Source organism: Variovorax sp. 05T418 (assembly GCF_056396385.1).
Genome location: NZ_JBFTLJ010000009.1, coordinates 137383 through 160571 on the forward strand (window position 1 = coordinate 137383; position 23189 = coordinate 160571).

Here is a 23189-nt window from a genome sequence, read left to right on the forward strand (position 1 = left end):
CTGGCTGGCAGGACGGAACTCACTGCGCAGCACTCTCGGCAGGCGCGAACTCGACCAGCCGGATGTCGAGCAGCGAATGGTCGCCGGCTTCGCTGATCAGCGTGCGCTGGCCGATGCCGGCGTACTGGTCCTCGCCGGCCAGCGGCAGCCAGTCGGTGCGGCGGCCCAGGGTTGTTTCGTCGTCCAGCGCCTCGAGCGCGCCGGGATAGCGCACCGGGACCAGGCCGTTGAGCCCGCGGCCGTCATGCAGCACGATCTCGGCCGGTGCCCAGAGCAGGTCGACCAGGTGCTGCGGACGGGAGAACTTGAGGCGGCGCACCGCCGGTAGCGGCAGCCACGCATAGCCCGAAGGCGTGAGGAGCTCGAGCACGGCACCAATGCGCGCGTCGCCGTCGCAAAGCCAGGCGAACTCAGTGCTTTGCACCGGCTCGCCGTCGATGGCCTGCACGGCGCGGGAGTCCGACCGGTCGACGCAGCTCAGCGTGCCCTGCAATGCGGGCGCATCCTGCCGCGCGGCTTCGCGCAGCTCGGCCGCTTCGGCGGCGCGTTCGGGCGGCAGGGCGGCGGCAGCAATCAGCGCCGCGACCCAGCCGGCCTCGCCGGCCACGACGGCCGGCGCACGGCCGCCGTTCCAGAATTCGGTTCGATGCCGCTCGGCGGCCAGCGCCATTGCGCAGGTGGCACTGGCGGGAGCGAAGGAAGGATCGATCTTCGCGGCCAGCTTGAGCTGGTCTTCAGCCCGCTGCCAGTCGCCCCGCAGCGCAAGAAAGTGGCCGAGGGCAAGCCGCAGGCCGGCATTCTGTGGACTCGCGCGAATCTGCCGCTGTACCCATTCGGTGTGTTCGGCCACGGAGCGCTCGCCCAGCACTGCAAACCCATCGCCCATGAAACTTCCTCATTGACTCGCGCACGGCCCCGGAAGGCCGTCGACAACTATCTGCAGGCGACCGGCCCGCGGCATGCGCGGACCGGTCGGGAACAAGCACGAAAAAAGGGAAATCAGGCTTCCCGGTTTTCCTTGATGTTCCAGGCCAGCACGGTCTCGGCGCCCTTGCCGCCCTTGTCGGTCTGCTCCCAGTACTGCTGCTTGACCTTGGCCGCCTGGAAGGCGAACTGCACCAGCACCGCATCGCCGCCCTGCTCGGCCGAGTACTGCACCGAGGTGACCAGCACTTCTTCCAGCGTCACGCGCGTGTATTCGATCTGCGAGCCCCCGGCCTTGCACACCGACACTTCCACCTTGCTCAGGTGCTTGCCGCTCGCGCAGTTCTTCATCACCGACGGCGCCGCCTTGTCGATGCGCGCGAGCACCTGCAGGTCGTTGAAGCTCGCCTTGCCCACACCGCCACCGCCGCCGCTGACCATGTTGCCAGGCTGCGTTGCTCCCCATGCGAACGACTTGATATCGGTCCAGTCCTTGTGGTTCGAGTCCTTGGATTCGCCGTTCGCGCCCTCGACGCGCATGAACATGTCTACTGCCATGATTAACCCCCAGAGTTATATATATGCCCGATTGCGGGACACCGTTGAACTAGCTGCTGTCCTTCTTGTTGGATGGCAGCTTCGAAACCAGCCGCAATGACACCGTCAGCCCTTCGAGCTGATAGTGCGGCCGGAGAAAAAACTTGGCGGCGTAGTAGCCGGGGTTGTCCTCGATGGCTTCCACCTGGACTTCAGCCGCCGCCAGCGGCTTCATTGCCTTCGTATCCTGGGACGACGTGCCGGGGCTGCCGTCCACGTAGTTCATGATCCAGTCGTTGAGCCAGCGCTCCATGTCCTCGCGCTCGCGGAACGAACCGATCTTGTCGCGCACGATGCACTTCAGGTAGTGCGCGAAGCGGCAGCATGCGAACAGGTAGGGCAGGCGCGCCGCCAGGTTGGCATTGGCCGTGGCATCGGCGTCGTAGTACTCGGCCGGCTGCTGCAGCGACTGCGCGCCGATGAAGGCCGCGAAGTCGGAGTTCTTGCGGTGCACCAGCGGCATGAAGCCGTTCTTGGCGAGCTCGGCCTCGCGCCGGTCGCTGATGGCGATCTCGGTGGGGCACTTCATGTCCACGCCGCCATCGTCGGTCGGGAAGGTGTGGGTGGGCAGGTTCTCGACCGCGCCGCCCGACTCCACGCCGCGGATCGACGTGCACCAGCCGAACTGCTTGAACGAGCGGTTGATGTTCACGCCCATCGCGTAGGCCGAATTGGCCCAGGTGTAGCGGTTGTGCAGGGCCGAGTCGGTTTCTTCCTCGAACTCGAACTCGTCGACCGGATTGGTGCGCGCGCCGTACGGCAGGCGCGCCAGGAAGCGCGGCATGGCCAGGCCGATGTAGCGCGCGTCTTCCGACTCGCGCAGCGACCGCCAGGCCGTGTGCTCGGTGTTCTGGAAGATCTTGGTGAGGTCGCGCGGGTTCGACAGCTCCTGCCACGAATCCATCTGCATCACCGTGGGCGATGCGCCGGCGATGAAGGGGCAGTGCGCGGCCGCGGCGATCTTGGCCATTTCGCCGAGCATCTCGACATCGGGCGGGCTGTGGTCGAAGTGGAAGTCGCCGATCAGCGCGCCGAAGGGCTCGCCGCCGAACTGGCCGTACTCGGCCTCGTAGATCTTCTTGAACAGCGGGCTCTGGTCCCAGCCGATGCCCTTGTGGCGCTTGAGCGAGCGCGCCACTTCGCGCTTGGAGGCGCACATCACGCGGATCTTGAGCTGCTCGTCGGTCTCGGTGTTGTTGACCAGGTAGTGCAGGCCGCGCCATGCGCCTTCGAGCTGCTGGAAGTCTTCGTGGTGCAGGATCTGGTTGATCTGCTCGGAGAGCTTGCGGTCGATCTCGGTGATGATCGCCTGCACGGTGCGGTAGGCGTCGTTCGAGATGGTGACGGTGCTTTCAAGCGCCTGCACCGCCAGCGTCTTGACGGCGCTTTGCACCGCCTCGCGCGCCTGGTCGGTCTTGGGCTTGAACTCGCGCTGCAGGAGGTCGGAGAACTCGTTGGGCTCGAGCGCTTCGATGGTGGCGGCCTGTCCGCGCGCTGTCTGTTTGGGTGCAGTGCTCATGATGGAGATCCTGTCGGCTTACTCGGAAGGGGTGCCGGGGTTGCCCGACTTTTCGTTCGCGGCCTCGATCGCCTTGGCAACGGCGGGATTGGGTGCGGATGCGAGCGACTTGAGCAGCTCCGGGTTCTGCAGCGCCTGGGCGATCAGCTGCTCGGCGCCGTTCTTGCCGTCCATGTAGGACAGCAGGTTGGAAAGCTCGGTGCGCGCTTCGAGCAGATGCTGCAGCGCGCCGACCTGGCGGGCGATGCGCGCGGGCGAGAAGTCGTCCATGCTGTCGAAGGTGATGTCGACGTTCATCTGTCCTTCGCCCGTGAGGGTGTTGGGCACCTGGAAGGCCACGCGCGGCTTGATGGCCTTCATGCGGTCGTCGAAGTTGTCGATGTCCACCGCCATGAAGTCGCGCTCGGCAAGGTCGGGCATCGGGTCGACCTGCTTGCCCGCGAGATCGGCGATCACGCCCATCACGAAGGGCAGCTGGATCTTGCGCTCGCTGCCGTAGATCTCGACGTCGTACTCGATCTGCACGCGGGGTGCCCGGTTGCGCGCGATGAACTTCTGACCACTGTTTCTGACACGGTTGTCTGCCATAAAGCTTCCTCTTGAATCTCAATGCCTATTCGTATGGGTCGAGTCCCGGCGGCCTGCCCCCGGGTTCCTGCGCCGGCCGTTCACTCCGCTGCCGACCCGCCGCTCAGCGAGCGGCCGGCCAGGCTTTCGATCTTCTGCAGGCCCTCGGGAACGAGTTCTTCGATGATCTGGAAAAAGTTGAGGTCCAGCAGCCTTTGCGCTCTGCGGATGAGCATGGGGGCCGGGTGGCTGGGCTCGGTGCGTTCCATGTACTGGCACGCCTTTTCCAACAAGAGCTGCACATCATCACGAGTCGATATTTCAATATCTTTAATGCTTGCCGCACGCGCACCGGAGGCGCCATTGCCCAAGGCCGCAGCGCCCTGCGCCGAAGGAGCGGCCGGCGCCGACCCATGGCCTTGCGCTGCCGCCTGCGATGCTTCGGCCGGCTCCGGCTGGGCCTGCTCGGGCAGCAGCTGGACCACGGTGCGAAGCGAGCGTTCGAGCCGGGAGAAATCGGGGGCCCAGCTCTGTCCCAGGGCCCGCTCCGAGGTCTCCCGGATGCGTCGCAGCAGCTCCAGCGCCGCATGCAATGCCACCACCGCGGGCGCCGCCTTCTCCTGCGCGCGGCGCGCCACTTCCCGCAGCCGGCCGATGCCGCCCGGGTAATCGATCTGGTCGGCCTTGCTCGAGTCGAGCAGGGCCTCGACCTGCCGCAGGCTCATCGACGCGCCGGCATCCTCGAGCAGGCGCGCATCGCGCACGCTGCGCCCGAGCCCCTCGGCTTCGGCCAATGCAGCCAGCGCATTCATGCGCGGCAGCGGGTCTTCGAAATCGCCATCGAGAACGCGCGGATGCACGTCGTTCCAGAACTTTTGCAGGATGCCGTCCACCACGCGCAAGCCATCGACGTAGCCCGGCAATCCCCGGCTCTCGGTCCACGCCAGCGTCAGCAGAACCAGCACGCGCACGTCGAGCGTGCGCTGGCACAGCTGCTTGGCAATGCGCTCGACGCGGGCCCAGTCGGGCGGCTCGGCCGGAATGATGGTCGAGCCGAACTGCTGCTCCCGCTTTCCCGTTGCCGCTTGCTGCAACGCCATGAAATCGGGGTCGTATTCGAGGTCTTCACCGCACGGAAGCGGGCCTTCAACAGGCGACTGCAGTAGTTCGATCTCGCTCGGCGGCAACCCCATCTCCCGTGTTAACCATTTTCAAGACCGGTTATCTTGAGGGGAACGCGAGACGCGGTCAACAGCAACAGTTTGCTACGTGCCGGCTATGAATCACAAAGGAGTACAACTCCTTCTAAAGCGTAGAAAGAACGTTTACAGCAATCCGCGCGCAGCCAAATTCCGCATCAGCGCACTTAACCCGAAAGTCCACCGTGGCGCCTGGTCCGAATGGACCACGCGGTTCACGAGGGCGCCGAGTTCCGGCGCGGCGATGCTCACGCGATCGCCGACGACATGGGTGAATCCTTGCCCAGGACCATGACGGTCCTGTGTCGGCGCGAACATGGTGCCCAGGAACAGCATGAAGCCGTCGGGATAGTCGTGGTGCGCGCCGACGGCCTGCGAGACGAGGTCCAGCGGATCGCGGCTGATCCTGGCGAGCGAGCTCGAGCCTTCGAGCGTGAAGCCTTCGGGGCCCTTCACTTCGAGCGCCACCGTGATGCGGCGCACGTCGTCGATGCCGAAGTGCGCATCGAACAGCCGGATGAACGGGCCGATGGCACAGGAGGCGTTGTTGTCCTTGGCCTTGCCGAGCAGCAGCGCGCTGCGGCCCTCGAAGTCGCGCAGGTTGACGTCGTTGCCGAGCGCGGCGCCCAGCGTTTCGCCGCGGCTGTTGACCGCGAGCACGACCTCGGGCTCGGGGTTGTTCCACACCGATGCGGCGTGGATGCCCACGTCGGCGCCCATGCCCACGGCCGAGAGGACCGGCGCCTTGGTGAAGATCTCGGCATCGGGCCCGATGCCGACCTCGAGGTACTGCGACCATGCGCCCTGCGAGATCAGCACCTCCTTGACCTTCGCGGCCTCGGCCGAGCCCGGCACGATGCCCGCGAGGTTGTCGCCGAGCACGCCGCTGAGCGCCGCGCGCGTGGCCTCGGCGCGCGAGGCATCGCCGCGCGCCTGCTCCTCGATCACGCGCTCGAGCAGGCTTTCGACGAAGGTCACGCCGCTGGCCTTGATGGCCTGCAGGTCGCAGGGTGCGAGCAGCCAGGGCTTGGCTTCGTCGCGCGCGGTGGCGTCGCTGTTGGCGATGGTCTCGTCGAGCGCGGCGACACGCGGAGCCTGGCCGCTGCGCAGTGCGCGCCGCACCGCATCGGCCGGCGGCTCCTTCGCCTCGAGCAGGTCGCTCATCGTGGGCGCGAGGCGCGAGAGATCGTGCAGCCCGCCCTCGTGCACCGCCACGAGTGCGGGGCCCACGCCGGGCTGCCAGATGCGCCCGACGAGCGTGGCGCGCTCGGCGTCGCGGGGAAGGCTGGCGGCGGTGGAAAGATTCAGGGGCATGTTGTCTCCGGAGGCACTTCGGCACTTGGGTTGGGTTCTTGGAGCGGACATTCTGAATGAATGCGTTCCCTGCCGCTGCGCGAGCGGAAAGCGGGACGCGCCGAGCGCCGCTTATTCGGCGCCGTGGCCGCGCGCGGCGCGCACGCGGGCGACTTCGGCCGGCAGGTTCTTCCACGCCGGCTCCTGCGGTGCGAAGCGCGCGCGCATGTAGCCCGCGAGTTCGGCGATCTGACGGTCGTCGAGCGCGTCGCGGAAGGCCGGCATGAAGCCGATGCCCTGGCTCGCGGGCTCGCGCACGCCATCGAGGATGGTGCGCAGCAGGTTGTCGGGCCGCGCGCTCGTGAGATTGCCGTTGAGCGCGAGCGGGGTGTTCACGCCGAGCAGCGTGGGGCCGTCGCCGTCGTGATGGCACGACGCGCAGGCGCTGTCGAACATGCGCTGCGCGGGACCGAGCAGCCGGCCCTGCGTGCGCGCCGCGTTGTCGACCACCTGCTGCGCCACGGCCTGCGGATCGGCCGCGGGCGCCGGATTGAACGAGGCGAGATACGTGGCCATCGCGCGCACGTCGGCATCGGGCACCTGCGCGAGTTCGCGCACCACCTCGGCCATCGGCCCGCCCGCGATGCCATGGCGCGGCGAGTGGCCATTGCGCAGATAGCGGTAGAGCGCGTCGGCGTCCCACGGCACGGCGGACTTCGACAGCTGCGTGAGCGCCGGCGCCTCCCAGCCATCGACCATCGCACCCGAGAGAAACGCGCTGCCGCCCTGCTCCGCACCGAGCGCGTTGCGCGGCGTGTGGCAGGCGCCGCAATGCCCCAGGCCGTTCACGAGGTAGGCGCCGCGGTTCCACTCGGCGCTTTGCGTGGCCACCGGCTGCAGCGGCGCGGGGTCGTGGAAGAGCGCGTTCCATCCGGCCATGAGCGGCCGCATGCTGAACGGAAACTTGAGTTCGGCCTTCGGCGTCTCGGCGCGCACCGCGGGCATCGACATGAAGTAGGCGTAGAGCGCCTGCAGGTCGTCGTCACTGGTCCTGGCGAAGGCGGTGTACGGGAAGGCCGGGTACAGATGGTGGCCGTCGCGCGAGACGCCCTCGCGCATCGCGCGCTGGAAGGCGCTGAACGACCAGCGGCCCAGGCCCGTGTCGGCATCGGGCGTGAGGTTGGTGGTGTAGAGCGTGCCGAAGGGTGTCTGCATCGCGCGGCCACCCGCATTGGGCGCGCCGCCCGGTGCGGTATGGCACACGGCGCAGTCGCCGAGCGCGGCGAGCACGCGGCCGCGTTCGATGGTGGCCTCGCTGTAGACCGGGGCGCTGAGAGAGACCGGGGCGATGGCGGAGCGCCAGCCGAGCAGGCCGGCGATGAGGCCGATGCCGCCGATGAAGAGGGCGGTGCCGGTGGCCCACACGCTCTTGCGCCGAGGCCACGGTGCATTGCTCCTTCCCCTCCCGGGGGAAGGTTGGGATGGGGGCACGGCAGCGCCACCCTTCGAGCGCCGCTCGCCCCCACCCCCGCCCTCCCCCGGAAGGGGAGGGAGCAAACCCGGATTCAACGCCGCCAGCACCTTCTCCGGCGTGAACGGCGGCTCGCGGAAGCGCACGCCCGTCGCATCGAAGATCGCATTCGCGATCGCCGCCGTTCCCGGCACCGACGACGACTCGCCCGCGCCGAGCGAGGGTTCGCCGGGCCGCGGCATGTGCATGACCTCGATCACCGGCACGTCGCGGAAATTGATGATCGGGTAGCTGCCCCACTCGCGGCTCGCGACCACGCCCGAGGGCCGCACGTCGGGCAGCAGCTGCGCACCGGCCGCCGCTGCTTCTGCGCCCTGCTGCGGCGCGAACTGCACCTCTTCCTTGAGCGCGCGGCTCGTGGTCTGGATCACATTGCCGTGCACCTGGTGCTCGACGCCCGCGGGGTTGACCAGCAGCCCCGCGTCGTGCCCCACCACCACGCGGCGCACGTGCACCTCGCCGGTCCTGCGGTTGACCTCGACGTCGGCCACCCATGCAGCCCACGCGGCGCCGAAGCCGGGCCACTTGCTGTGGATGTAGCGCGCGTAGGCAAAGCCCTGGCCGAAGAGGATGTCGCCGCCTTCACCGAGCCCGCCGTCGGCGTTCTCCTCTGGCCCCGTGCGCATGCGCCAGCCCGCCTTCTGCGCGGTGGCCTGCACCAGCTCGACGGCGCGCGGATCGTCCAGGTGGCGCAGCCGGAACTGCACCGGATCGACGCCAGCCGCGGTGGCCAGCTCGTCGATGTACGACTCGTGCGCAAACGAATTCGGCAGCGCCGACACGCCGCGCAGCCACGAGGCGCGCACGATCGGCGCCATGTCGTTGACCTTCACGCGCAGGTTGTCGACGCTGTAGGGCGGACGCGCCGTGCGGTCGCCCATCTCGAAGGCCTGCGCCACCGGCTCGATGGTGCGCGTGAGCAGCAGCGCAAGCGTGGGCGCGCCGTTCGATGGATAGGAGGTTTCGAAGTCGTAGGCGGCGATGCGGCCGTCGGCCATGAGCCCGCCATCCACCTCCATGAGCTGCGCGGCGCCCTTGGGCTCCCAGGCATGCTCCTGCTCGCGCGTGAGCTGCACGCGCACCGGTGCGCCCACGGCGCGCGCGAGCAGCGCCGCATCGGCCGCCGCGTCGTCGGCGCCGTTGCGGCCGTAGCAGCCCGCGGCTTCCATGCGGATGACGTCGACCTGCACGTCGTCCAGGCCCATGAGCTTCGCGAGATCGGCACGCAGCACGTGCGGGTTCTGCGAGCCGGCCCAGCAACGCAACTGCATGCCGCTGCCGTCCTCCGGCAGCCACTCGGCCAGCGCGCACGATGGCCCGATGGACGCGTGCATCTGGTAGGGCCACACATAGGTGCGGTGCATCGGCTGCGCGGCCGCGGCGATCGCGCCGTCGACGTCGCCCTCGTCGACCAGCAGGCGCTGCGTCGACGGGTTGTCGCGCAGGGCCTGCGCGAGGTTGGACAGGTTGGGCATGCCGGGCCAGGGCTTCCACCGGACGCGCAATTCGCGCAGCGCCTGTTCGGCGTGCTCCTCGCGCTCGGCCACGATGCCGACGAAGTCGCGGATCACGACCACCGCGCGAATGCCGGGAATGTGCGCAATCGACGACTCGTCCACCGACTCGAGCGTGTTGCCGATGAAGTCGCCGTGGTCCGCGCCCGCATACGGCGGGCGCACCACGCGGCCATGCAGCATGCCGGGCACGCGCATGTCGTGCACGAACACGAGGTCGCCCGCGAGCTTGGCGGGAATGTCGACGCGGGCTTGGCGCGTGCCGACGATGCGGTAGTCGGCCGGATCCTTGGGCACCGCGGCGGGGTCGAGCCGCAGCACGGTGCGCTGTCCCGCGACCAGGTCCGCGTAGTTGATGCGGCGGTCCGGCGCCTCGGCCACGCGCACCACGCCGTTGCGCACCTGCAGCGCCTCGGCGGCCGCGCCGAGCCGCTCGGCCGCGCGCGCCAGCAGCCAGGCGCGCGCCTGCGCGGCGGCCAGGCGCAGCGGCTGTGCATGGATCTGGATCGAGGCGCTCGCGATCGTCGCGCCCTGGTTGGGCGCGCGTGCGGTGTCGCCGAGCATCATGCGCACGCAGGGCATGCCGAGCTCGAGCTCCTCGGCCACGATCTGCGCGAGCGCGGTCTGGATGCCGGTGCCCAGGTCGACATGGCCGTTGAGCGCCGAGGCGCTGCCGTCGTCCCACACGGCGAGCAGGATCTCGTCGCCTTCGATCGGATTGCCCGCCACGGCCGTGGGCTGGCCGTTGGCGGGCGCCGGCGCGGGCGGTGTCTCGCGCACGACCAGCAGCACGCCGTCGGCCGAGAGAAAGTCCGCGCGCGTGCGCGGCAGATCGGCGCGGCGCGTCATGGAATTTGCTCCCTCTCCCTCCGGGAGAGGGCGGGGGTGAGGGCCGGCGGCGATGGCAAGAGCTGTGCTTGTGCAAGGGCCGATGCCCTCACCCTGGCCCTCTCCCGGAGGGAGAGGGAACAAGACGGGCGGCTCATGGGTTTGCCTCCGCGCGCATCCGCACCGCCGCGCGCTGCACCGCGTCCAGAATCTCGATGTGCGTCCCACACCGGCACAGGTTGCCCGAGAGCTCGCTGCGGATGCGCGCCTCGCTCGCCTGCGGATCGCGCGCGAGCAGCGCCGCGGCCTGCATCACCATGCCGCTCAGGCAGTAGCCGCACTGCGCGGCCTGCGCGTCTTCGAAGGCGGCCTGCACCGGATGCCAGCGGCCGCGCGTGCCAAGGCCTTCGAGCGTGGTGATCGCTCGGCCCGCCACGCCGTGCGCGGGAATCACGCAGGCACGCGCCGCCACGCCGTCGACATGCACCGTGCAGGCGCCGCACTGCCCCAGCCCGCAGCCGTACTTGGGCCCGTTCAGGCCGAGGTCGTTGCGCAGCAGGTGCAGCAGCGTGGCCGCGCGCGGCACGGCCTCGATCGAACAGGCCCTGCCGTTGACCAGCAGGTGCAGCGGCGGCTCAGCGCCGCAACTGGCCGTCACGGGTGTACATCTCCAGGTCCACGAAGGTCGAGCCGTTGTGGTTCTTCGCGCTGTACTCGACCGGAAATTCGCCGAAGCGCGCATTGCCGATGCCTTCGAGCCCGGCAATGAAGCTGTCGCGCGTGAGCGCCTTGCCCGCGCGGCGCAGGCCTTCGACCATCACGCGCGAGGCGATGTAGCCTTCGAGCGTGGTGTAGCTGTCGATCTTCTCGCCGAACTCGGCGCGGTCGCGCTGGTAGTCGGCCACGATGGGCACGCGCACGGCCTGCGGCGGCGGCACGATGCTGGCCGTGACCAGGCCCGCGAGCTTGCCTTCGAGCCGCTTGGCGGAACCGGCCGCGTCGGTGATGCCGACCGACAGCGTATAAAGCGGCGCCGCCCCGCCGTTCGCACGGTAGTCGCGCATGAACACTTCGACCATGCGCCCAGCCATGATCATCAGCACCGCGCCGGGCTTGGCCTCGGCCAGGCTGGCGACCACCTGCTTCGCGTCTTCGGCGGCAATCGCGAGCGGCAGCGTCTTCACGACCTGCACCTTGTAGTCGGCGGCCAGTTGCTCGCAGGTGGCGAGGTTCGACTTGCCGAAGGCGCTGTCCTGGTAGACCACCGCGATCGACGCGAGGCTGAGGGTCGAGAGATGGCTGATGATCTTGCGCAGCTCGAGGTCGTAGCCCGCGCGCACGTGGAACAGCAGGCGGTTGACCTTGGTGCGGAACGAGGTGGTGCCCACCAGCGGCGCGAACATCGGAACGCCGGCCTTCTCGGCCAGCGGCATCGCGGCCGCGAGGTTGCCGGTGGCGACGAAGCCCGCGAGCGCGAAGACCTTGTCGTCGTCGATCAGCTTCGCGGTGTTGGCGGCCGTCCTGGCGGGATCGTAGGCATCGTCGTAGCTGACGAGCTCGAGCTTGCGGCCGTTGATGCCGCCCGCCTTGTTGGCGCGCTCGAAGTACAGCTTGATGCCCGCGCGGTAGTCGATGCCGAAGTCCTTGGCCGGGCCGCTGAAAACGGCCGACTGGCCGATGCGGATGAGGCCGTCGGTCACGCCGTTGTCGGCGCGCGCCGAACGAAGAAGGCCCGGGCCCAGTGCCAGGGCTGCGCCGCCCGCCACCAGGGCGCGCCTTGAAATCGGAATCGTCATGCGTTGTCGAGCTCGTTGTTGTCGTTGTTGCCGGGCGGGTGTGAATGCGGCGTGGGTTGGTTTGCTCAGGCCGCCTGGATGTCGGCGGACTGGATGCGCTTGACGCCCTTGGCCGCCATCTGCTTCCATGCGGCGGCGAGCGAGCCGTTGAGGTCGATGGCGCGCGTGGCGTCCTCGATCACGTAGACCTCGAAGCCGGCCTTGCGCGCATCGAGCGCGGTCCAGGCCACGCAGAAGTCGGTGGCCAGCCCCGCCACGTAGACCGTCTTGATGCCGCGCTGCTTGAGGTAGCCGCCCAGGCCGGTGGCGGTCTTGCGGTCGGCCTCCTCGAAGGCGGAATAGCTGTCGACGCCCTTGTGGAAGCCCTTGCGGACGATGACCTGCGCGGTGGGCAGCTTCAGGTCCTTGTGCAGCGCCGCGTCGTCGGTGCCCTGCACGCAGTGGTCGGGCCAGAGCACCTGGTTGCCGTACGAGAGCTTGATGCTGCTGAACGGCTTCTGCCCCGGATGCGCGCTCGCGAACGACGCATGGCCCTGCGTGTGCCAGTCCTGCGTGACCACGATGTTCTCGAACGAATCGGCCAGCTTGTTGATCACCGGCACCACCTCGGCGCCGCCCTTGACGGGCAGCGTGCCGCCGTCGACGAAGCAGTTCTGCACGTCGATCACGATCAGCGCGGACTTGTCGTTCGGCTTGAGCTTCGGCGCCGCGAACAGCGTTCCGGCCGCGCCCAGCAGGCCCAGTGCGGCCGTGGACTTCAGAAGGGATCTGCGGTGCGAGTCGTGCATGGCGTGTGCTCCGGTGGTTGATGACAAAAAAGAAAAATGGCCGCGTGGGTGCGGCTAGACGCTCAGGTAGGCGCGGCGCACCTCTTCGTTGGCCGCGAGCTCTGCCATGGTGGCGTGGTAGCGGATCTGGCCCTTCTCGAGCACATAGGCGCGGTCGGACACCAGCTCGGCAAAGTGCATGTTCTGCTCCGACAGCAGGATGCTCACGCCCTGCGCCTTGAGTTCGAGGATCATGTTGGCCATCTGCTCGACGATCACCGGCGCCACGCCTTCGGAGGGCTCGTCGAGCAGCACCAGGTACGGGTTGCCCATGAGCGTGCGCGCCACGGTGAGCATCTGCTGCTCGCCGCCGCTCATGCGGCCGCCCGGGCGGTCGGGCATTTCGCCCAGGTTGGGAAAGAGCTTGAACAGCCGCTCGGGCGTCCACAGCGGCGCCTCGCTGCCGTCAGCCCAGCGGCGCGGCGGCTGCTTGCCGACTTCGAGGTTCTCCATCACCGTGAGATCGGTGAACACGCGGCGGTCCTCGGGCACGAAACCCAGGCCGAGCTTCGCCGCGTGATGGGGTTCGCTCTTCGAGATGTCGTGGCCGAGGAAGCTGACGCCGCCCTTGCGCTTGGCGAGCATGCCGATCAGCGTCTTGAGCGTGGTCGACTTCCCGGCGCCATTGCGGCCCATGAGCGCGACGACCTCGCCGCGCTGCACTTCAAGATCGACGTCGTAGAGGATCTGTGCGGCGCCGTACCAGGCGCACAGCGAGTTCGCCTTCAACAGTGTTTCGTGCGTGCTCATGCGGTTGCTGCTCCCACGGCCGCGTTCACTTCGGCGGCTTTTTCTGCGATCTTCTCGAAAGTCTTGCCGCTGCCGAAGTACACCTCCTGCACCTTCGGATGGTCGCGGATCTCGAGCGGCTTGCCCTGCGCGATCAGGCGGCCGCGGGCCAGCACGATCATGCGGTCGGCGTAGGCGAACACCACGTCCATGCTGTGCTCGGTGAACAGCACGGCCAGGCCACGCTGGACCACGAGCTCCTTGGTCAGCGCCATCAGCGAGTTGCGCTCCTTCGGCGCCATGCCGGCGGTGGGCTCGTCCATCAGCAGCAGCTTGGGCGCGTTGGCCATCGCGATCGCGAGCTCGACGCGCTTGACGTCGCCATAGGCGAGCTCGCTGCAGGGCCGGTCGGCCTGCGCTTTCATGCCGACCTGGTCGAGCAGCGCCAGCGCTTCGTCGCGCTTGTGGTCCGCCGCGCGGCGCCACATCGAGAACAGCTTGCCGTCATGCGAGAGCATCGCCATCTGCACGTTCTCGGCGACGGTGAGCGAGGCAAAGGTTTCGGCGATCTGGAAGGTGCGGCCCACGCCCTTGCGCCAGATCTCGCGCGGCTTCTGGCCCACGAGCTCATGGCCGTCGAACACGATCGAACCCTGGTCGGCCTTGAGCTGGCCGTTGACCATGTTGAAGGTGGTCGACTTGCCGGCGCCGTTCGGGCCGATGAGGGCCAGCAGCTCGCCGGCCTCGAGCTCGAAGCTGATGCCGTCGACGGCTTTGACGCCGCCGAAGGATTTGCCTAGGTTGTCTACTTTGAGGAGGGTCATTTCTGGCTTACTCCCTCTCCCTCTGGGAGAGGGTTGGGGTGAGGGCTGGCGGCCTTTCCATCGCTGCCGATCTTTCGATCTGTGTTGATCGTTTGCTTCCCGAGGCCGGGTCTCGCCCCGGCGGGCGACCTACTTTTCTTTGCTTCGCCAAAGAAACGTAGGCAAAAGAAAGGCGACCCCACTGTCTGCGACCCCTGCGCTTCGCTACGGGGCAACCTGCGGTGCTCGCGTTTCGCGGGGTCTCGCCCAAACTCGCTTCGCTCAAACAAGGGCGAGCCCTGATCCGCGAAACACTCCGCTCCTCGGCGCATACAGAGGGGATTGGATACCGAACGGGCCTTTGCTTCGCTCGGCCACCAGGCCACCGCGGCGCTGCGCGCCGTGGTGGTTGGGATTGGATTGGGTTGTTGGTATTGGCTGTTGGTCTTGGGGCCGAGCGAAGCGAAGGCCGCCCGCTCCCACCCCTTCTGTATGCGCCGAGGAGCGCAGATGGGGGCGGGATCAGGGCCGCAGCTGTTTGAGCGGAACGCAGTGGAGCGAGTTCTGCGGACCCCCGCCGTAATCGAGCACCGCAGGTTGCCCGCAGCGAAGCGGAGGGACGCAGACAGTAGGGTCGCCTTTCTTTTGCCTACGTTTCTTTGGCGAAGCAAAGAAAAGTAGGTCGCCCGCCGGGGCGAGACCCGGCCCCCGCCAAAAAAAGAACCCCCAAAGAACGAAAGACAACCGCCCTTCACGTCCGCCTCTCCGTCAAGGCAACATCCACTTCCGAACGCCGACGCCGCCCCCGCAGCAAGCGTTCACTGAGCTGCTTCGCAAACCCAGCAATCCCCTGCGGAAACAGCAGCACCAGCAGCAGGATGATCGCCCCCAGCGTCGCCCGCCAGTAGTCGGTATTGCGCGCCACCGTGTCATGCAGCCAGCTGAAAGTGACAGCCCCCACCACCGGCCCCGCCAGCGTCTGGATACCGCCCAGCAGCACCATCACCAGCCCGTCCACCGACTTGTCCACGCTCAGGCTTTCAGGCGAGATGCTGCCCTTCGAAAAAGCATAGAGCGCCCCGGCCAGCCCCGCCGCCGCACCCGCAATGACAAAGGCCGTCCACTGCATGCGCTTGACGTCGATGCCGATCGCATCGGCCCGCAGCACCGAATCGCGCCCCGCGCGCAGCGCATAGCCGAACGGCGAGAACAGCACGCGGCGCAGCATCAGGATGCCCGCGGCCACCAGCACCAGCGTGAGCCAGTAATAGGTGCGCTTGTCCGACAGCCACTCCGAAGGCCACACACCGGTGAGCCCGTTGCTGCCGCCGGTGAACGAATCCCACTGGTAGACCACCGCCCACGTGATCTGCGCGAAGGCCAGCGTGAGCATCGCCAGGTACACGCCCGAGAGCCGCACCGCGAACCAGCCGTAGACGAACGCGCCGATGGCGGCCACCAGCGGCGCGACGACGAGCGCAAGCTCCATCGGCATGCCGCTTGCGCGCACCAGCAAGGCGGCGCCATAGGCACCGAGCCCGAAGTAGGCCGCATGGCCGAACGAATGCATGCCGGCCGGCCCCATGATGAAGTGCAGGCTGGCCGCGAACAGCGCCGCGATCAGCAGGTCGATCATCAGCACCGTGGTGTAGGGCGAATCGGCGGTGAGCAGCGGCATCGCCATGAGCGCCACGCCAAGCGCGGCAACGAGCCACAGGTAGCCCTTGCTCGCGCGCCGCAGCGGTTCCTCCTGCATGCCCACGTAGCGGCTGGGCGCCTGCGGGCGGCCGAGCAGGCCCCAGGGGCGCCACACCAGCACGATGGCCATCACGATGAAATCGACCACCAGCGTGAGCTTGGAGAACGACACGCTGTAGCCGAAGATCTCGACCACGCCAAGCCAGATGCACACCGCCTTGATCTCGGACAGCAGCAGCGCCGCCACGTACGCGCCGGGAATCGAGCCCATGCCGCCCACCACCACCACCACGAAGGCCGCGCCAATGGTGTTGAGGTCCATGGCCAGCGTGGCCGGCTCGCGCGGCAGCTGCAGCGCACCGCCCAATGCCGCGAGCGTGGCGCCCAGTGCAAACACCGCCGTGAACAGCCAGGCCTGGTTCACGCCCAGCGCGCTGACCATCTCGCGGTCCTGCGTGGCGGCGCGCACCAGCGTGCCCCAGCGCGTGCGCGTGAGCAGCAGCCACATGAGGCCGAGCACCACCGGACCGACCACGATCAGGAACAGGTCGTAGGTCGGAAACTGCCGGCCCAGGATGTCGACCGAGCCCGACAGGCCCGGCGCGCGCGGGCCGAGCAATTCGTCCGGCCCCCAGAAATAAAGCACCGCATCCTTGATGACGAGCACCAGCGCAAAAGTGGCCAGCAGCTGGAACAGCTCGGGCGACTTGTAGATGCGGCGCAGCAGCACCATCTCGATCAGCGCACCGATCACGCCCACCGCCAGCGCGGCAATCAGCACGGCCGGCCAGAAGCCGAGCGTGCCGAGCTTGTCGACCAGTGTGTAGGCAAGGTAGATGCCGACCATGAAGAAGGAGCCATGCGCAAAGTTGACGATGCGCGTGACGCCGAAGATCAACGAAAGGCCGGCCCCCACGAGGAACAGCGACGAAGCCGACGACAGCCCGGTGAGGAACTGAAGCAGCAGGGACGAGAGGCTCATGGGTGCAAGCGTTCCGGAAAAAGGTCAGTCGGCAGCGCGCGATTTCTTCACGTCGGCGGCGCTCGGCTGGAACTTGGCGCCGTCGAAGTAGGTGTAGTCGACCATCACGCCCTTGCCGTTCTCGTTCTTCGTCTTGCCGACGAAGGCGCCCATCGTGGATTGATGGTCTTCGGCGCGGTAGCTGATCTTGCCGAACGGGGTGTCGACCTGCAGGCCCTTGAAGGCGGCGACGAGCTTCGGCGTCTCGGTGCTCTTGGCCTTGTCGATGCCGGCCGCCACCGACTTGATCATGCTGTAGCCCACCACCGAACCCAGGCGCGGGTAGTCCTTGTACTTGGCGTGGTAGGCCAGGAAGAAGGCCTTGTGCTCGGGCGTCTGGATGCCGTACCAGGGGTAGCCGGTCACGATCCAGCCGTTGGGCGTTTCGTCCTTGAGCGGGTCGAGGTACTCGGGCTCGCCGGTCAGCACGCTCACCACCGTGCGGTCCTTGAACAGGCCGCGGGTGTTGCCTTCGCGCACGAACTTGGAAAGGTCGGCGCCGAACAGCACGTTGAAGACCGCATCGGGCTTGGCATCGGCCAGCGCCTGCACCACGGCACCCGCATCGACCTTGCCGAGCGGCGGCGCCTGCTCGGCGACGAACTCGACGTCGGGCTGCGCGGCCTTCAGCAGCGTCTTGAACGCGGCCACGGCCGACTGGCCGTATTCGTAGTTGGGGTAGACGACGGCCCAGCGCTTCTTCTTGAGCTTGGCCGCCTCGGGCACCAGCATCGCGGCCTGCATGTAGGTGCCGGGGCGCAGGCGGAAGGTGTATTCGTTGCCGCCCTGCCAGGTCATCTTGTCGGTCAGCGGCTCGCCGGCCAGGAAGAAGATTTTTTTCTGCTTGGCAAAGTCGGCCACGGCCAGGCCGGTGTTCGAGAGGAAGGTGCCGGTGAGCACGTCGATCTTCTCGCGCGCCACCAGTTCCTCGGCCACGCGCACGGCGTCGCCGGGATTGGCGTTGTCGTCGCGCGTGATGAGCTCGACCTTGCGGCCGTTGACGCCGCCCTTGGCGTTGATCTCTTCCACGGCCAGCTCCATGCCCTTCTTGTAGGGCTCGAGGAAGGCGGGCTGCGCCTTGTAGCTGTTGACCTCGCCGATCTTGATCACGCCCTGGGCATGGGCAGGAACGAGGGCGGTGGCCAGCGTGGCAACGGCCGCGGCGCTGAAGACGTGACGCAATGGGTTCATGGGGAAACTCCTTGGAATCAAAAGAGGAAAAAGCAATGGGGATGGAGGGGCGCGCGAACGGCGATGGACGGATTCAGCGCAGCCCGTCCTCGCCCTTGATCTCGCTGGCCTGCAGCCCGCCGATGCGCGGCAGCGGACGGCCGCTGTCGGTGACGGCCACGGCCACCACGATCTCGTTGGCGCGCGGCGCGTCGGACACGCGCGCCTCGACGGCGTCGAAGTGGCTGCGCACGAAGGCCGCATCCTTGTGGCCGAGCGGCACGTCGATGGCCGTGCCCAGCGTGCCGCGCTTCTTGGCCGAGGGCACCAGCGCCGCGCCTTTTTCGACCGCCACGCGCAGCGGTGCGCCGAGCTTGGGATGCAGGATGGCAGCGGCATGCTCGAGTTCGCCGTTCTCGCCGACGATGGCGGCCTTGCCGTAGCTCTGCGCCTGGCCGGGCTCGATGCCCAGCGCCTTCACGGCCTTCTGGCCCAAGAGCGCACCAAGCTCTTCGCCGATGGCGATCAGCTCGTCGAGGTTCTCGCTGAAGCGGCCCGCGTAGGGGTTCTCGATCACCGCAATGGCGACGGCGCGGCGCGTGGGCGGCGAAATATCGCGGCCCATTTCCTTGCGGGTTTCGTCCACCTGGACGACGAGCTTGCGGATGTTGGCGGTCATGTCTTGTGTTCCTTCTTCGTGTCTCTTGTTCATCAGGTCAGCGCAGGCCGTCCCATTTGCTGATGTCCTTGGCGAGCAGGCCGCCCACGCGTGCATGCACGCGGTAGCCGGTGCTCATCGCCAGGATGAAGACGATCTCGTCGGCCGCCGGCGCGCCGGGCACGCGCACCTCGATGGCGTCGAACTGGCCGCGCACGTAGCTGGCGTTGATGTTGGTGAGCGGCACGTCGAGCGCGGCGCCGGGCGGGCCGACCTTCTTGGTCGAGGGCACGATGGACAGCGCATTGCCGGGCTGGCCGGTCTTCTCTTCCGCCTTGCCCGCGGTGTAGGCCGCGCGGTCGCCCTTCCAGCCGAGCAGTTCGCGCATGGCATAGCCACCGGGCACGTGCCAGAGCGCGCCGTGCTCGAGCTCGCCGGCGGCGCCGACGATGGCGCCCTTGCCGTAGGTGGCGATCTGCTCGAGCGGCACGTCCATGGCGGCGTGCAGCCTGTGCGCCATGTCGACGCCCACCGGGTCGAGCAGCGCCATCATCGGCAGGATGTCGGGCTCGTAGCGGCCCGCGAAGGGATTGGCCAGCACCGCGCCGATGGCACCGCGCACCAGCGGCGTTGCGGCGCGCGGGCCGAACTCGTGGTGGATGTGCTCGACATGGGTGAAGACGCGGCGTATATCGATCATGGAAAGGAACCTTGCTTTTCGTTAAGCAAATACTGAACCAACTGCATCGGCCGGCGCGCTGGCCAGCGACTTCGAGCATAAGGGTTCGACAAGTCGCCACTGCCCCTGGCAAACGAGCAGAGCGGCCCAGGCGAGCCCTTCTTTTTGCAGCACCTTGGCGCACACGGCGCCGGTGTCGAGCGCGCTCTTCACCTGCGCAGGCGAAAGCGGCGGCACGTCGACCGTGACGAGCATCTCGCCCAGGTCGCTATCGTCCTTGCATTCGCTGGCGGGGCGCCGGCGGATGGCGGCATCGTCCACGTCGACGGCGTTGGCAATCACGGTGGCGGCTGCATCGGCCTCGGCCGCGGTGGCGGCCAGGACCGTCACGCTGTCGGCAATGCCCAGCGAGAAGCTGCGCCCGCGCCAGCCACTGGTGGCCACGCCGCGCACCGGCTGTGCGGCGCTGATTTCGAACTGGCCGTCGGTGGCGAGAATGCCGCTGTCCTGCCAGTCGAAGCGTGCGAGATCGGCATAGACACCCACGCGCGCCGAATGGCCCGGCGCAAGGTGCAGCGCGATGTCGCCGCCGTTGTTGATCCAGGCGCGCTCGATGCCGGGGCGGTCGTAGAACGCGATCAGCTCCTGCGCCACCGAGCCGGCCACCGCCGCCATCGGCGTGATGAACATCGGCGAGAACGCCGCGCAGGCATCCCACATGCGCGCACCGACCACGCCGCGCGGCCGCATGCCTTCGGTCACGGGCCGGCGCAGCAGCGGCAGCTCGCGCACCAGCTCGTCCAGCACATGGCCGAAGCGCGCCCAGGCCGCGTCGTGCGCGGCCGCAACGGCGTAGGGGTCGCCATGCGCCTCGGCCACGATGTCGATCGGGCCATGGTTGAAGTGCCAGCGGCTCGCGTCGAGCGCGGTGCGTTGGGCGGTCATGGCAGCAAGGGCGCGGGGACGGCGCGGTGTTTCTCCCTCCCCTTCCGGGGGAGGGCCGGGGTGGGGGCACGCGGCGCATCCATCGGGCGCTCTGCCCGCCCCCATCCCAGCCTTCCGGAAGGGGAAGGAGCAACAGCCACGGCGCACATTGATGTGGGCATCGCTCAACCCAGCATGGGTGGGTGGCCGAGCGGCCACGGATTGGCCTCGTCGATGACGACCCATTGCCGCGCCAGCGGCGCGCCGTCTTCCTGCCAGGCGCCGCGCGCGAGCGCCTGCTCGAGCGGGAAGATGTGTTCCATGTGGCCGCCGAGCGCCTGGTAGTCGTCGCGCCGCATGCTGAACTCGATGGGCGCCACGATGGCCGGCGTGGGCACGGTGCCAAAGCTGTTGTCGGGCATGCGCATGACATCCGCCATCACGGTGATGCCGCCGCCGGGCCACACATAGGCCGGCGCGCCGCCGCAGGTCACGTTGACGAGCGCACGCTTGATGGCGCGCGTGAGCAGCACCGGGTTTTCGGTGACGCCGGCGCGCAGGGACCCGCCCGCACCACCGAGGAACAGCACGGTGCACAGCGATGGTTCGCAGTTCTCGCCGATGCGCTCGACGATGCGGCGCACCTCGGGCGGCATCGGCTGCTCGACCGGTTTGAGCGCCTCGTCGAGCACGTACCACTGGGCATGCTCGCCGGTGGTCGAGGTCATCAGGAGGCGCAGGCCCGGCCGCGCCACGCCTTCTTCCCAGCCCTCGATGATCGAGAGCGGATCGGCGATGTCGGTGCCGCCCCAGCCGTTGCCCGGGTTCGCCACCTGGAAGTAGCGCCCCGGCGTGGACTTGCGCCCCAGCATCTGGATGCCCGAAGGCGCCATGTCGAGGCAGCGCCCGGCCTGGTGCTCCGTGAGCACGCCGGTGATGTGGTCGTCCACCACCACCACCTCGTCGGCCACGCCCGCGAACTGGCGCGCGAAGATGCCCACGGCCGCCGAGCCGCAGCCCACGCGCATGCGCTGCTCTTCCACGCCATTGACGACGGGTGCTTTTCCGGCCTGGATGACGAGCGTGGAGCCGCCGTCGATGGTGCACTCGACGGCCTTCTTGTTGCCCAGCAGCTGCATCAGCTCGGCCGTCATGCGGCCTTCCTTCTTGCTGCCGCCGGTGAGGTGGTGCACGCCGCCCAGCGAGAGCATCTGCGAGCCGTATTCGGCCGTGGTGACATGGCCGACCACCTCGCCGCGGTAGCGCACATTGGCCTGCTCGGAGCCGAGGAAGCGGTCGGTGTCGATCTTCACCTTGAAGCTGCAGTAGCTGAAGATGCCTTCGGTGACGACGGTGACCATGTCGACGCCCTGGGCCTTGGAAGCGACGATGAACGGGGCCGGCTTGTAGTCGGGATAGGTGGTGGACGAGCCCACGCCGGTCACGAAGACTTCGTCGGCATGCAGCAGGTCGCCGTTCCAGTCGGGCGCGCTGCCCTCGGCCTTCTCGGCGGCGGGCCGGTCGAAGGGCACCAGCACCGGGGCCTCGCCCGCGATCTCGCGGCGCAGCAGCAGCACCGGGTCGACGCGCACCAGCACGCCCTCCTTGTTCGCATAGCGGTCGCAGGCGCCGGTGCGACCTTCGGAGATCTGGCACAGCACCGGGCAGGCGTTGCATTCGACCTTGGCGCTGCTCATCTTCTCGTTGCGCGGCGGCGCCTTGCCGAAGGCGCCGGCGCCGGTTTCGAAGGCCACCGGCATGTCCATGCCGGGCAGTCCGTCTGTCTTGGTGTGTTCTGTCATCGGGGCGATCTCGTGGGGCGTGATGCGGGTCGGGCACGGGGAAACTCGGTCAGCGGAGGGTTGCAACAAACGTGCCGCCTGCCCGCTTGTGCACCGCCTTCCGTTTGTGTAGCATTCCCTACACTTTCATGTTGCGTTCACTACATTCGAGGTCAATGTAGCAAACAGGCCCGATGCTTGCAATGGTGTTTTCTCGCGGTGTTCATCGGGGTTTTTCCGACCAACGACAATGGAGGGTTCGCAGCCGGCCGGCGGCTGCATGCCCCATGGGCGTGCACTCCGGCCGAGCCACCTTCCACTGTTCCAACCAACTCTTGAGTTCCGTATGAGTGCTTTCAGCGAAGAACGCGTCCTGAGCGTCCACCACTGGACCGACCGCCTGTTCACCTTCACCACCACGCGCGACCCGGCGCTGCGCTTCTCGAACGGCCATTTCACGATGATCGGCCTGAAGGTCAACAACAAGCCGCTGCTGCGCGCCTACAGCATCGTGAGCCCCAACTACGAGGAGCATCTCGAGTTCCTGAGCATCAAGGTGGAAGAAGGCCCGCTCACCTCGAAGCTGCAGCACATCCAGGTGGGCGACACCATCATCGTGGGCCGCAAGCCCACCGGCACGCTGCTGATCGACTACACGCTGCCCGGCAAGCGCCTGTACCTGTTCGGCACGGGCACGGGCCTCGCACCATTCATGAGCATCATCCGCGACCCGGACACGTATGAGAAGTTCGAGCAGGTCATCCTGGTGCACGGCGTGCGCCAGGTCGACGAGCTGGCCTACCACGACCTCGTGACCGACCACCTGCCCAAGCACGAGTTCCTGGGCGAGATGGTCGAGAAGCAGCTGCTCTACTACCCGACGGTCACGCGCGAGGAATTCCGCAACCAGGGCCGCATCACCGACCTGATCGAGACCAACAAGCTCACCGACGACCTCGGCCTGCCGCCGATCAACCCGGTGGAAGACCGCGTGATGCTGTGCGGCAGCCCGGGCCTCCTGGTGGACCTGAAGCACATCCTGGAGAAGCGCGGCTTCAAGGAAGGCAACACCTCGACGCCGGGCGATTTCGTCGTCGAACGCGCCTTCGCCGAAAAATAAGCCCGGCACCG

General features: G+C 67.9%; 19 protein-coding genes. 1 reads left to right on the forward strand and 18 read right to left on the reverse strand.

Annotation, left to right across the window (positions count from 1 at the left end; all coding sequences use genetic code 11):
- Positions 1–19 precede the first annotated feature (19 nt).
- The 18 genes from AC1DMS_RS19135 to AC1DMS_RS19220 form a co-directional block, all read right to left on the reverse strand.
- Positions 20–886 carry a type VI secretion system accessory protein TagJ gene (locus tag AC1DMS_RS19135; RefSeq protein WP_028254289.1) on the reverse strand — a complete coding sequence of 289 codons (867 nt, stop codon included), beginning with the start codon at positions 884–886 and terminating at the stop codon, positions 20–22.
- A 113-nt stretch (positions 887–999) separates the two neighbouring features.
- A complete protein-coding gene (locus tag AC1DMS_RS19140; protein WP_012745360.1) occupies positions 1000–1482 on the reverse strand; it encodes an Hcp family type VI secretion system effector in 483 nt (160 codons plus the stop codon).
- 49 nt (positions 1483–1531) lie between these two features.
- Entirely contained in the window at positions 1532–3040 is a 1509-nt protein-coding gene (tssC, locus tag AC1DMS_RS19145; RefSeq protein WP_012745359.1) for a type VI secretion system contractile sheath large subunit, read from the reverse strand.
- Between the two features lie 18 nt (positions 3041–3058).
- Complete coding sequence (gene tssB / locus AC1DMS_RS19150) at positions 3059–3628, reverse strand: type VI secretion system contractile sheath small subunit (RefSeq protein ID WP_012745358.1); 570 nt, start codon at positions 3626–3628, stop codon at positions 3059–3061.
- Positions 3629–3708: 80 nt separating this feature from the next.
- On the reverse strand, positions 3709–4800 hold the full coding sequence (gene tssA, locus AC1DMS_RS19155) for a type VI secretion system protein TssA (protein ID WP_028254357.1): 1092 nt from the start codon (positions 4798–4800) through the stop codon (positions 3709–3711).
- Between the two features lie 132 nt (positions 4801–4932).
- Positions 4933–6120, reverse strand: coding sequence for a fumarylacetoacetate hydrolase family protein (locus AC1DMS_RS19160; RefSeq protein ID WP_478181625.1), 1188 nt, complete (start codon positions 6118–6120; stop codon positions 4933–4935).
- A gap of 111 nt (positions 6121–6231) precedes the next feature.
- A complete protein-coding gene (locus tag AC1DMS_RS19165; RefSeq protein WP_418146460.1) occupies positions 6232–9993 on the reverse strand; it encodes a molybdopterin cofactor-binding domain-containing protein in 3762 nt (1253 codons plus the stop codon).
- A gap of 133 nt (positions 9994–10126) precedes the next feature.
- On the reverse strand, positions 10127–10630 hold the full coding sequence (locus tag AC1DMS_RS19170) for a (2Fe-2S)-binding protein (protein WP_478181626.1): 504 nt from the start codon (positions 10628–10630) through the stop codon (positions 10127–10129).
- Positions 10608–11768, reverse strand: coding sequence for an ABC transporter substrate-binding protein (locus AC1DMS_RS19175; protein WP_418146457.1), 1161 nt, complete (start codon positions 11766–11768; stop codon positions 10608–10610). The genes AC1DMS_RS19170 and AC1DMS_RS19175 overlap by 23 nt, the downstream gene beginning before the upstream one ends.
- 65 nt (positions 11769–11833) lie before the next feature.
- Complete coding sequence (gene pncA, locus AC1DMS_RS19180) at positions 11834–12556, reverse strand: bifunctional nicotinamidase/pyrazinamidase (RefSeq protein ID WP_018906627.1); 723 nt, start codon at positions 12554–12556, stop codon at positions 11834–11836.
- Between the two features lie 54 nt (positions 12557–12610).
- Positions 12611–13345: an ABC transporter ATP-binding protein gene (locus tag AC1DMS_RS19185; protein ID WP_418146456.1), complete on the reverse strand. Its 735-nt coding sequence runs from the start codon at positions 13343–13345 to the stop codon at positions 12611–12613.
- Positions 13342–14148, reverse strand: a complete 807-nt coding sequence (locus AC1DMS_RS19190; protein ID WP_012745350.1) for an ABC transporter ATP-binding protein — start codon at positions 14146–14148, stop codon at positions 13342–13344. The genes AC1DMS_RS19185 and AC1DMS_RS19190 overlap by 4 nt, the downstream gene beginning before the upstream one ends.
- A 730-nt stretch (positions 14149–14878) precedes the next feature.
- Complete coding sequence (locus AC1DMS_RS19195) at positions 14879–16807, reverse strand: ABC transporter permease (RefSeq protein WP_028256309.1); 1929 nt, start codon at positions 16805–16807, stop codon at positions 14879–14881.
- Between the two features lie 24 nt (positions 16808–16831).
- Positions 16832–18037, reverse strand: a complete 1206-nt coding sequence (locus AC1DMS_RS19200; protein ID WP_012745347.1) for an ABC transporter substrate-binding protein — start codon at positions 18035–18037, stop codon at positions 16832–16834.
- 73 nt (positions 18038–18110) lie between these two features.
- Positions 18111–18695 carry an amino acid synthesis family protein gene (locus AC1DMS_RS19205; RefSeq protein WP_028256310.1) on the reverse strand — a complete coding sequence of 195 codons (585 nt, stop codon included), beginning with the start codon at positions 18693–18695 and terminating at the stop codon, positions 18111–18113.
- 37 nt (positions 18696–18732) lie between these two features.
- On the reverse strand, positions 18733–19374 hold the full coding sequence (locus AC1DMS_RS19210) for an amino acid synthesis family protein (RefSeq protein ID WP_012745345.1): 642 nt from the start codon (positions 19372–19374) through the stop codon (positions 18733–18735).
- 21 nt (positions 19375–19395) lie between these two features.
- Positions 19396–20298 (reverse strand): UPF0280 family protein, encoded by a 903-nt coding sequence (locus tag AC1DMS_RS19215; protein WP_028256311.1) that lies wholly within the window; start codon positions 20296–20298, stop codon positions 19396–19398.
- 164 nt (positions 20299–20462) lie between these two features.
- Entirely contained in the window at positions 20463–22079 is a 1617-nt protein-coding gene (locus AC1DMS_RS19220; protein ID WP_028256312.1) for a hypothetical protein, read from the reverse strand.
- A 325-nt stretch (positions 22080–22404) separates the two neighbouring features.
- Here AC1DMS_RS19220 and AC1DMS_RS19225 point away from each other — a divergent pair, with 325 nt between their 5' ends.
- The gene (locus AC1DMS_RS19225; RefSeq protein ID WP_028256313.1) at positions 22405–23178 is read left to right on the forward strand and encodes a ferredoxin--NADP reductase; all 774 of its coding nucleotides are present in this window, start codon (positions 22405–22407) and stop codon (positions 23176–23178) included.
- Positions 23179–23189: the final 11 nt, after the last annotated feature.

Coding starts and splice junctions, on each gene's coding strand:
- pncA (WP_018906627.1), bottom strand. CDS start 12,556: ATGCACGACTCGCACCGCAGATCCCTTCTGAAGTCCACGGCCGCACTG.
- AC1DMS_RS19175 (WP_418146457.1), bottom strand. CDS start 11,768: ATGACGATTCCGATTTCAAGGCGCGCCCTGGTGGCGGGCGGCGCAGCC.
- tssC (WP_012745359.1), bottom strand. CDS start 3,040: ATGAGCACTGCACCCAAACAGACAGCGCGCGGACAGGCCGCCACCATC.
- AC1DMS_RS19195 (WP_028256309.1), bottom strand. CDS start 16,807: ATGAGCCTCTCGTCCCTGCTGCTTCAGTTCCTCACCGGGCTGTCGTCG.
- AC1DMS_RS19210 (WP_012745345.1), bottom strand. CDS start 19,374: ATGATCGATATACGCCGCGTCTTCACCCATGTCGAGCACATCCACCAC.
- AC1DMS_RS19185 (WP_418146456.1), bottom strand. CDS start 13,345: ATGAGCACGCACGAAACACTGTTGAAGGCGAACTCGCTGTGCGCCTGG.
- AC1DMS_RS19140 (WP_012745360.1), bottom strand. CDS start 1,482: ATGGCAGTAGACATGTTCATGCGCGTCGAGGGCGCGAACGGCGAATCC.
- AC1DMS_RS19225 (WP_028256313.1), top strand. CDS start 22,405: ATGAGTGCTTTCAGCGAAGAACGCGTCCTGAGCGTCCACCACTGGACC.
- AC1DMS_RS19215 (WP_028256311.1), bottom strand. CDS start 20,298: ATGACCGCCCAACGCACCGCGCTCGACGCGAGCCGCTGGCACTTCAAC.
- AC1DMS_RS19135 (WP_028254289.1), bottom strand. CDS start 886: ATGGGCGATGGGTTTGCAGTGCTGGGCGAGCGCTCCGTGGCCGAACAC.
- AC1DMS_RS19205 (WP_028256310.1), bottom strand. CDS start 18,695: ATGACCGCCAACATCCGCAAGCTCGTCGTCCAGGTGGACGAAACCCGC.
- tssA (WP_028254357.1), bottom strand. CDS start 4,800: ATGGGGTTGCCGCCGAGCGAGATCGAACTACTGCAGTCGCCTGTTGAA.
- tssB (WP_012745358.1), bottom strand. CDS start 3,628: ATGGCAGACAACCGTGTCAGAAACAGTGGTCAGAAGTTCATCGCGCGC.
- AC1DMS_RS19220 (WP_028256312.1), bottom strand. CDS start 22,079: ATGACAGAACACACCAAGACAGACGGACTGCCCGGCATGGACATGCCG.
- AC1DMS_RS19200 (WP_012745347.1), bottom strand. CDS start 18,037: ATGAACCCATTGCGTCACGTCTTCAGCGCCGCGGCCGTTGCCACGCTG.
- AC1DMS_RS19190 (WP_012745350.1), bottom strand. CDS start 14,148: ATGACCCTCCTCAAAGTAGACAACCTAGGCAAATCCTTCGGCGGCGTC.
- AC1DMS_RS19160 (WP_478181625.1), bottom strand. CDS start 6,120: ATGCCCCTGAATCTTTCCACCGCCGCCAGCCTTCCCCGCGACGCCGAG.
- AC1DMS_RS19165 (WP_418146460.1), bottom strand. CDS start 9,993: ATGACGCGCCGCGCCGATCTGCCGCGCACGCGCGCGGACTTTCTCTCG.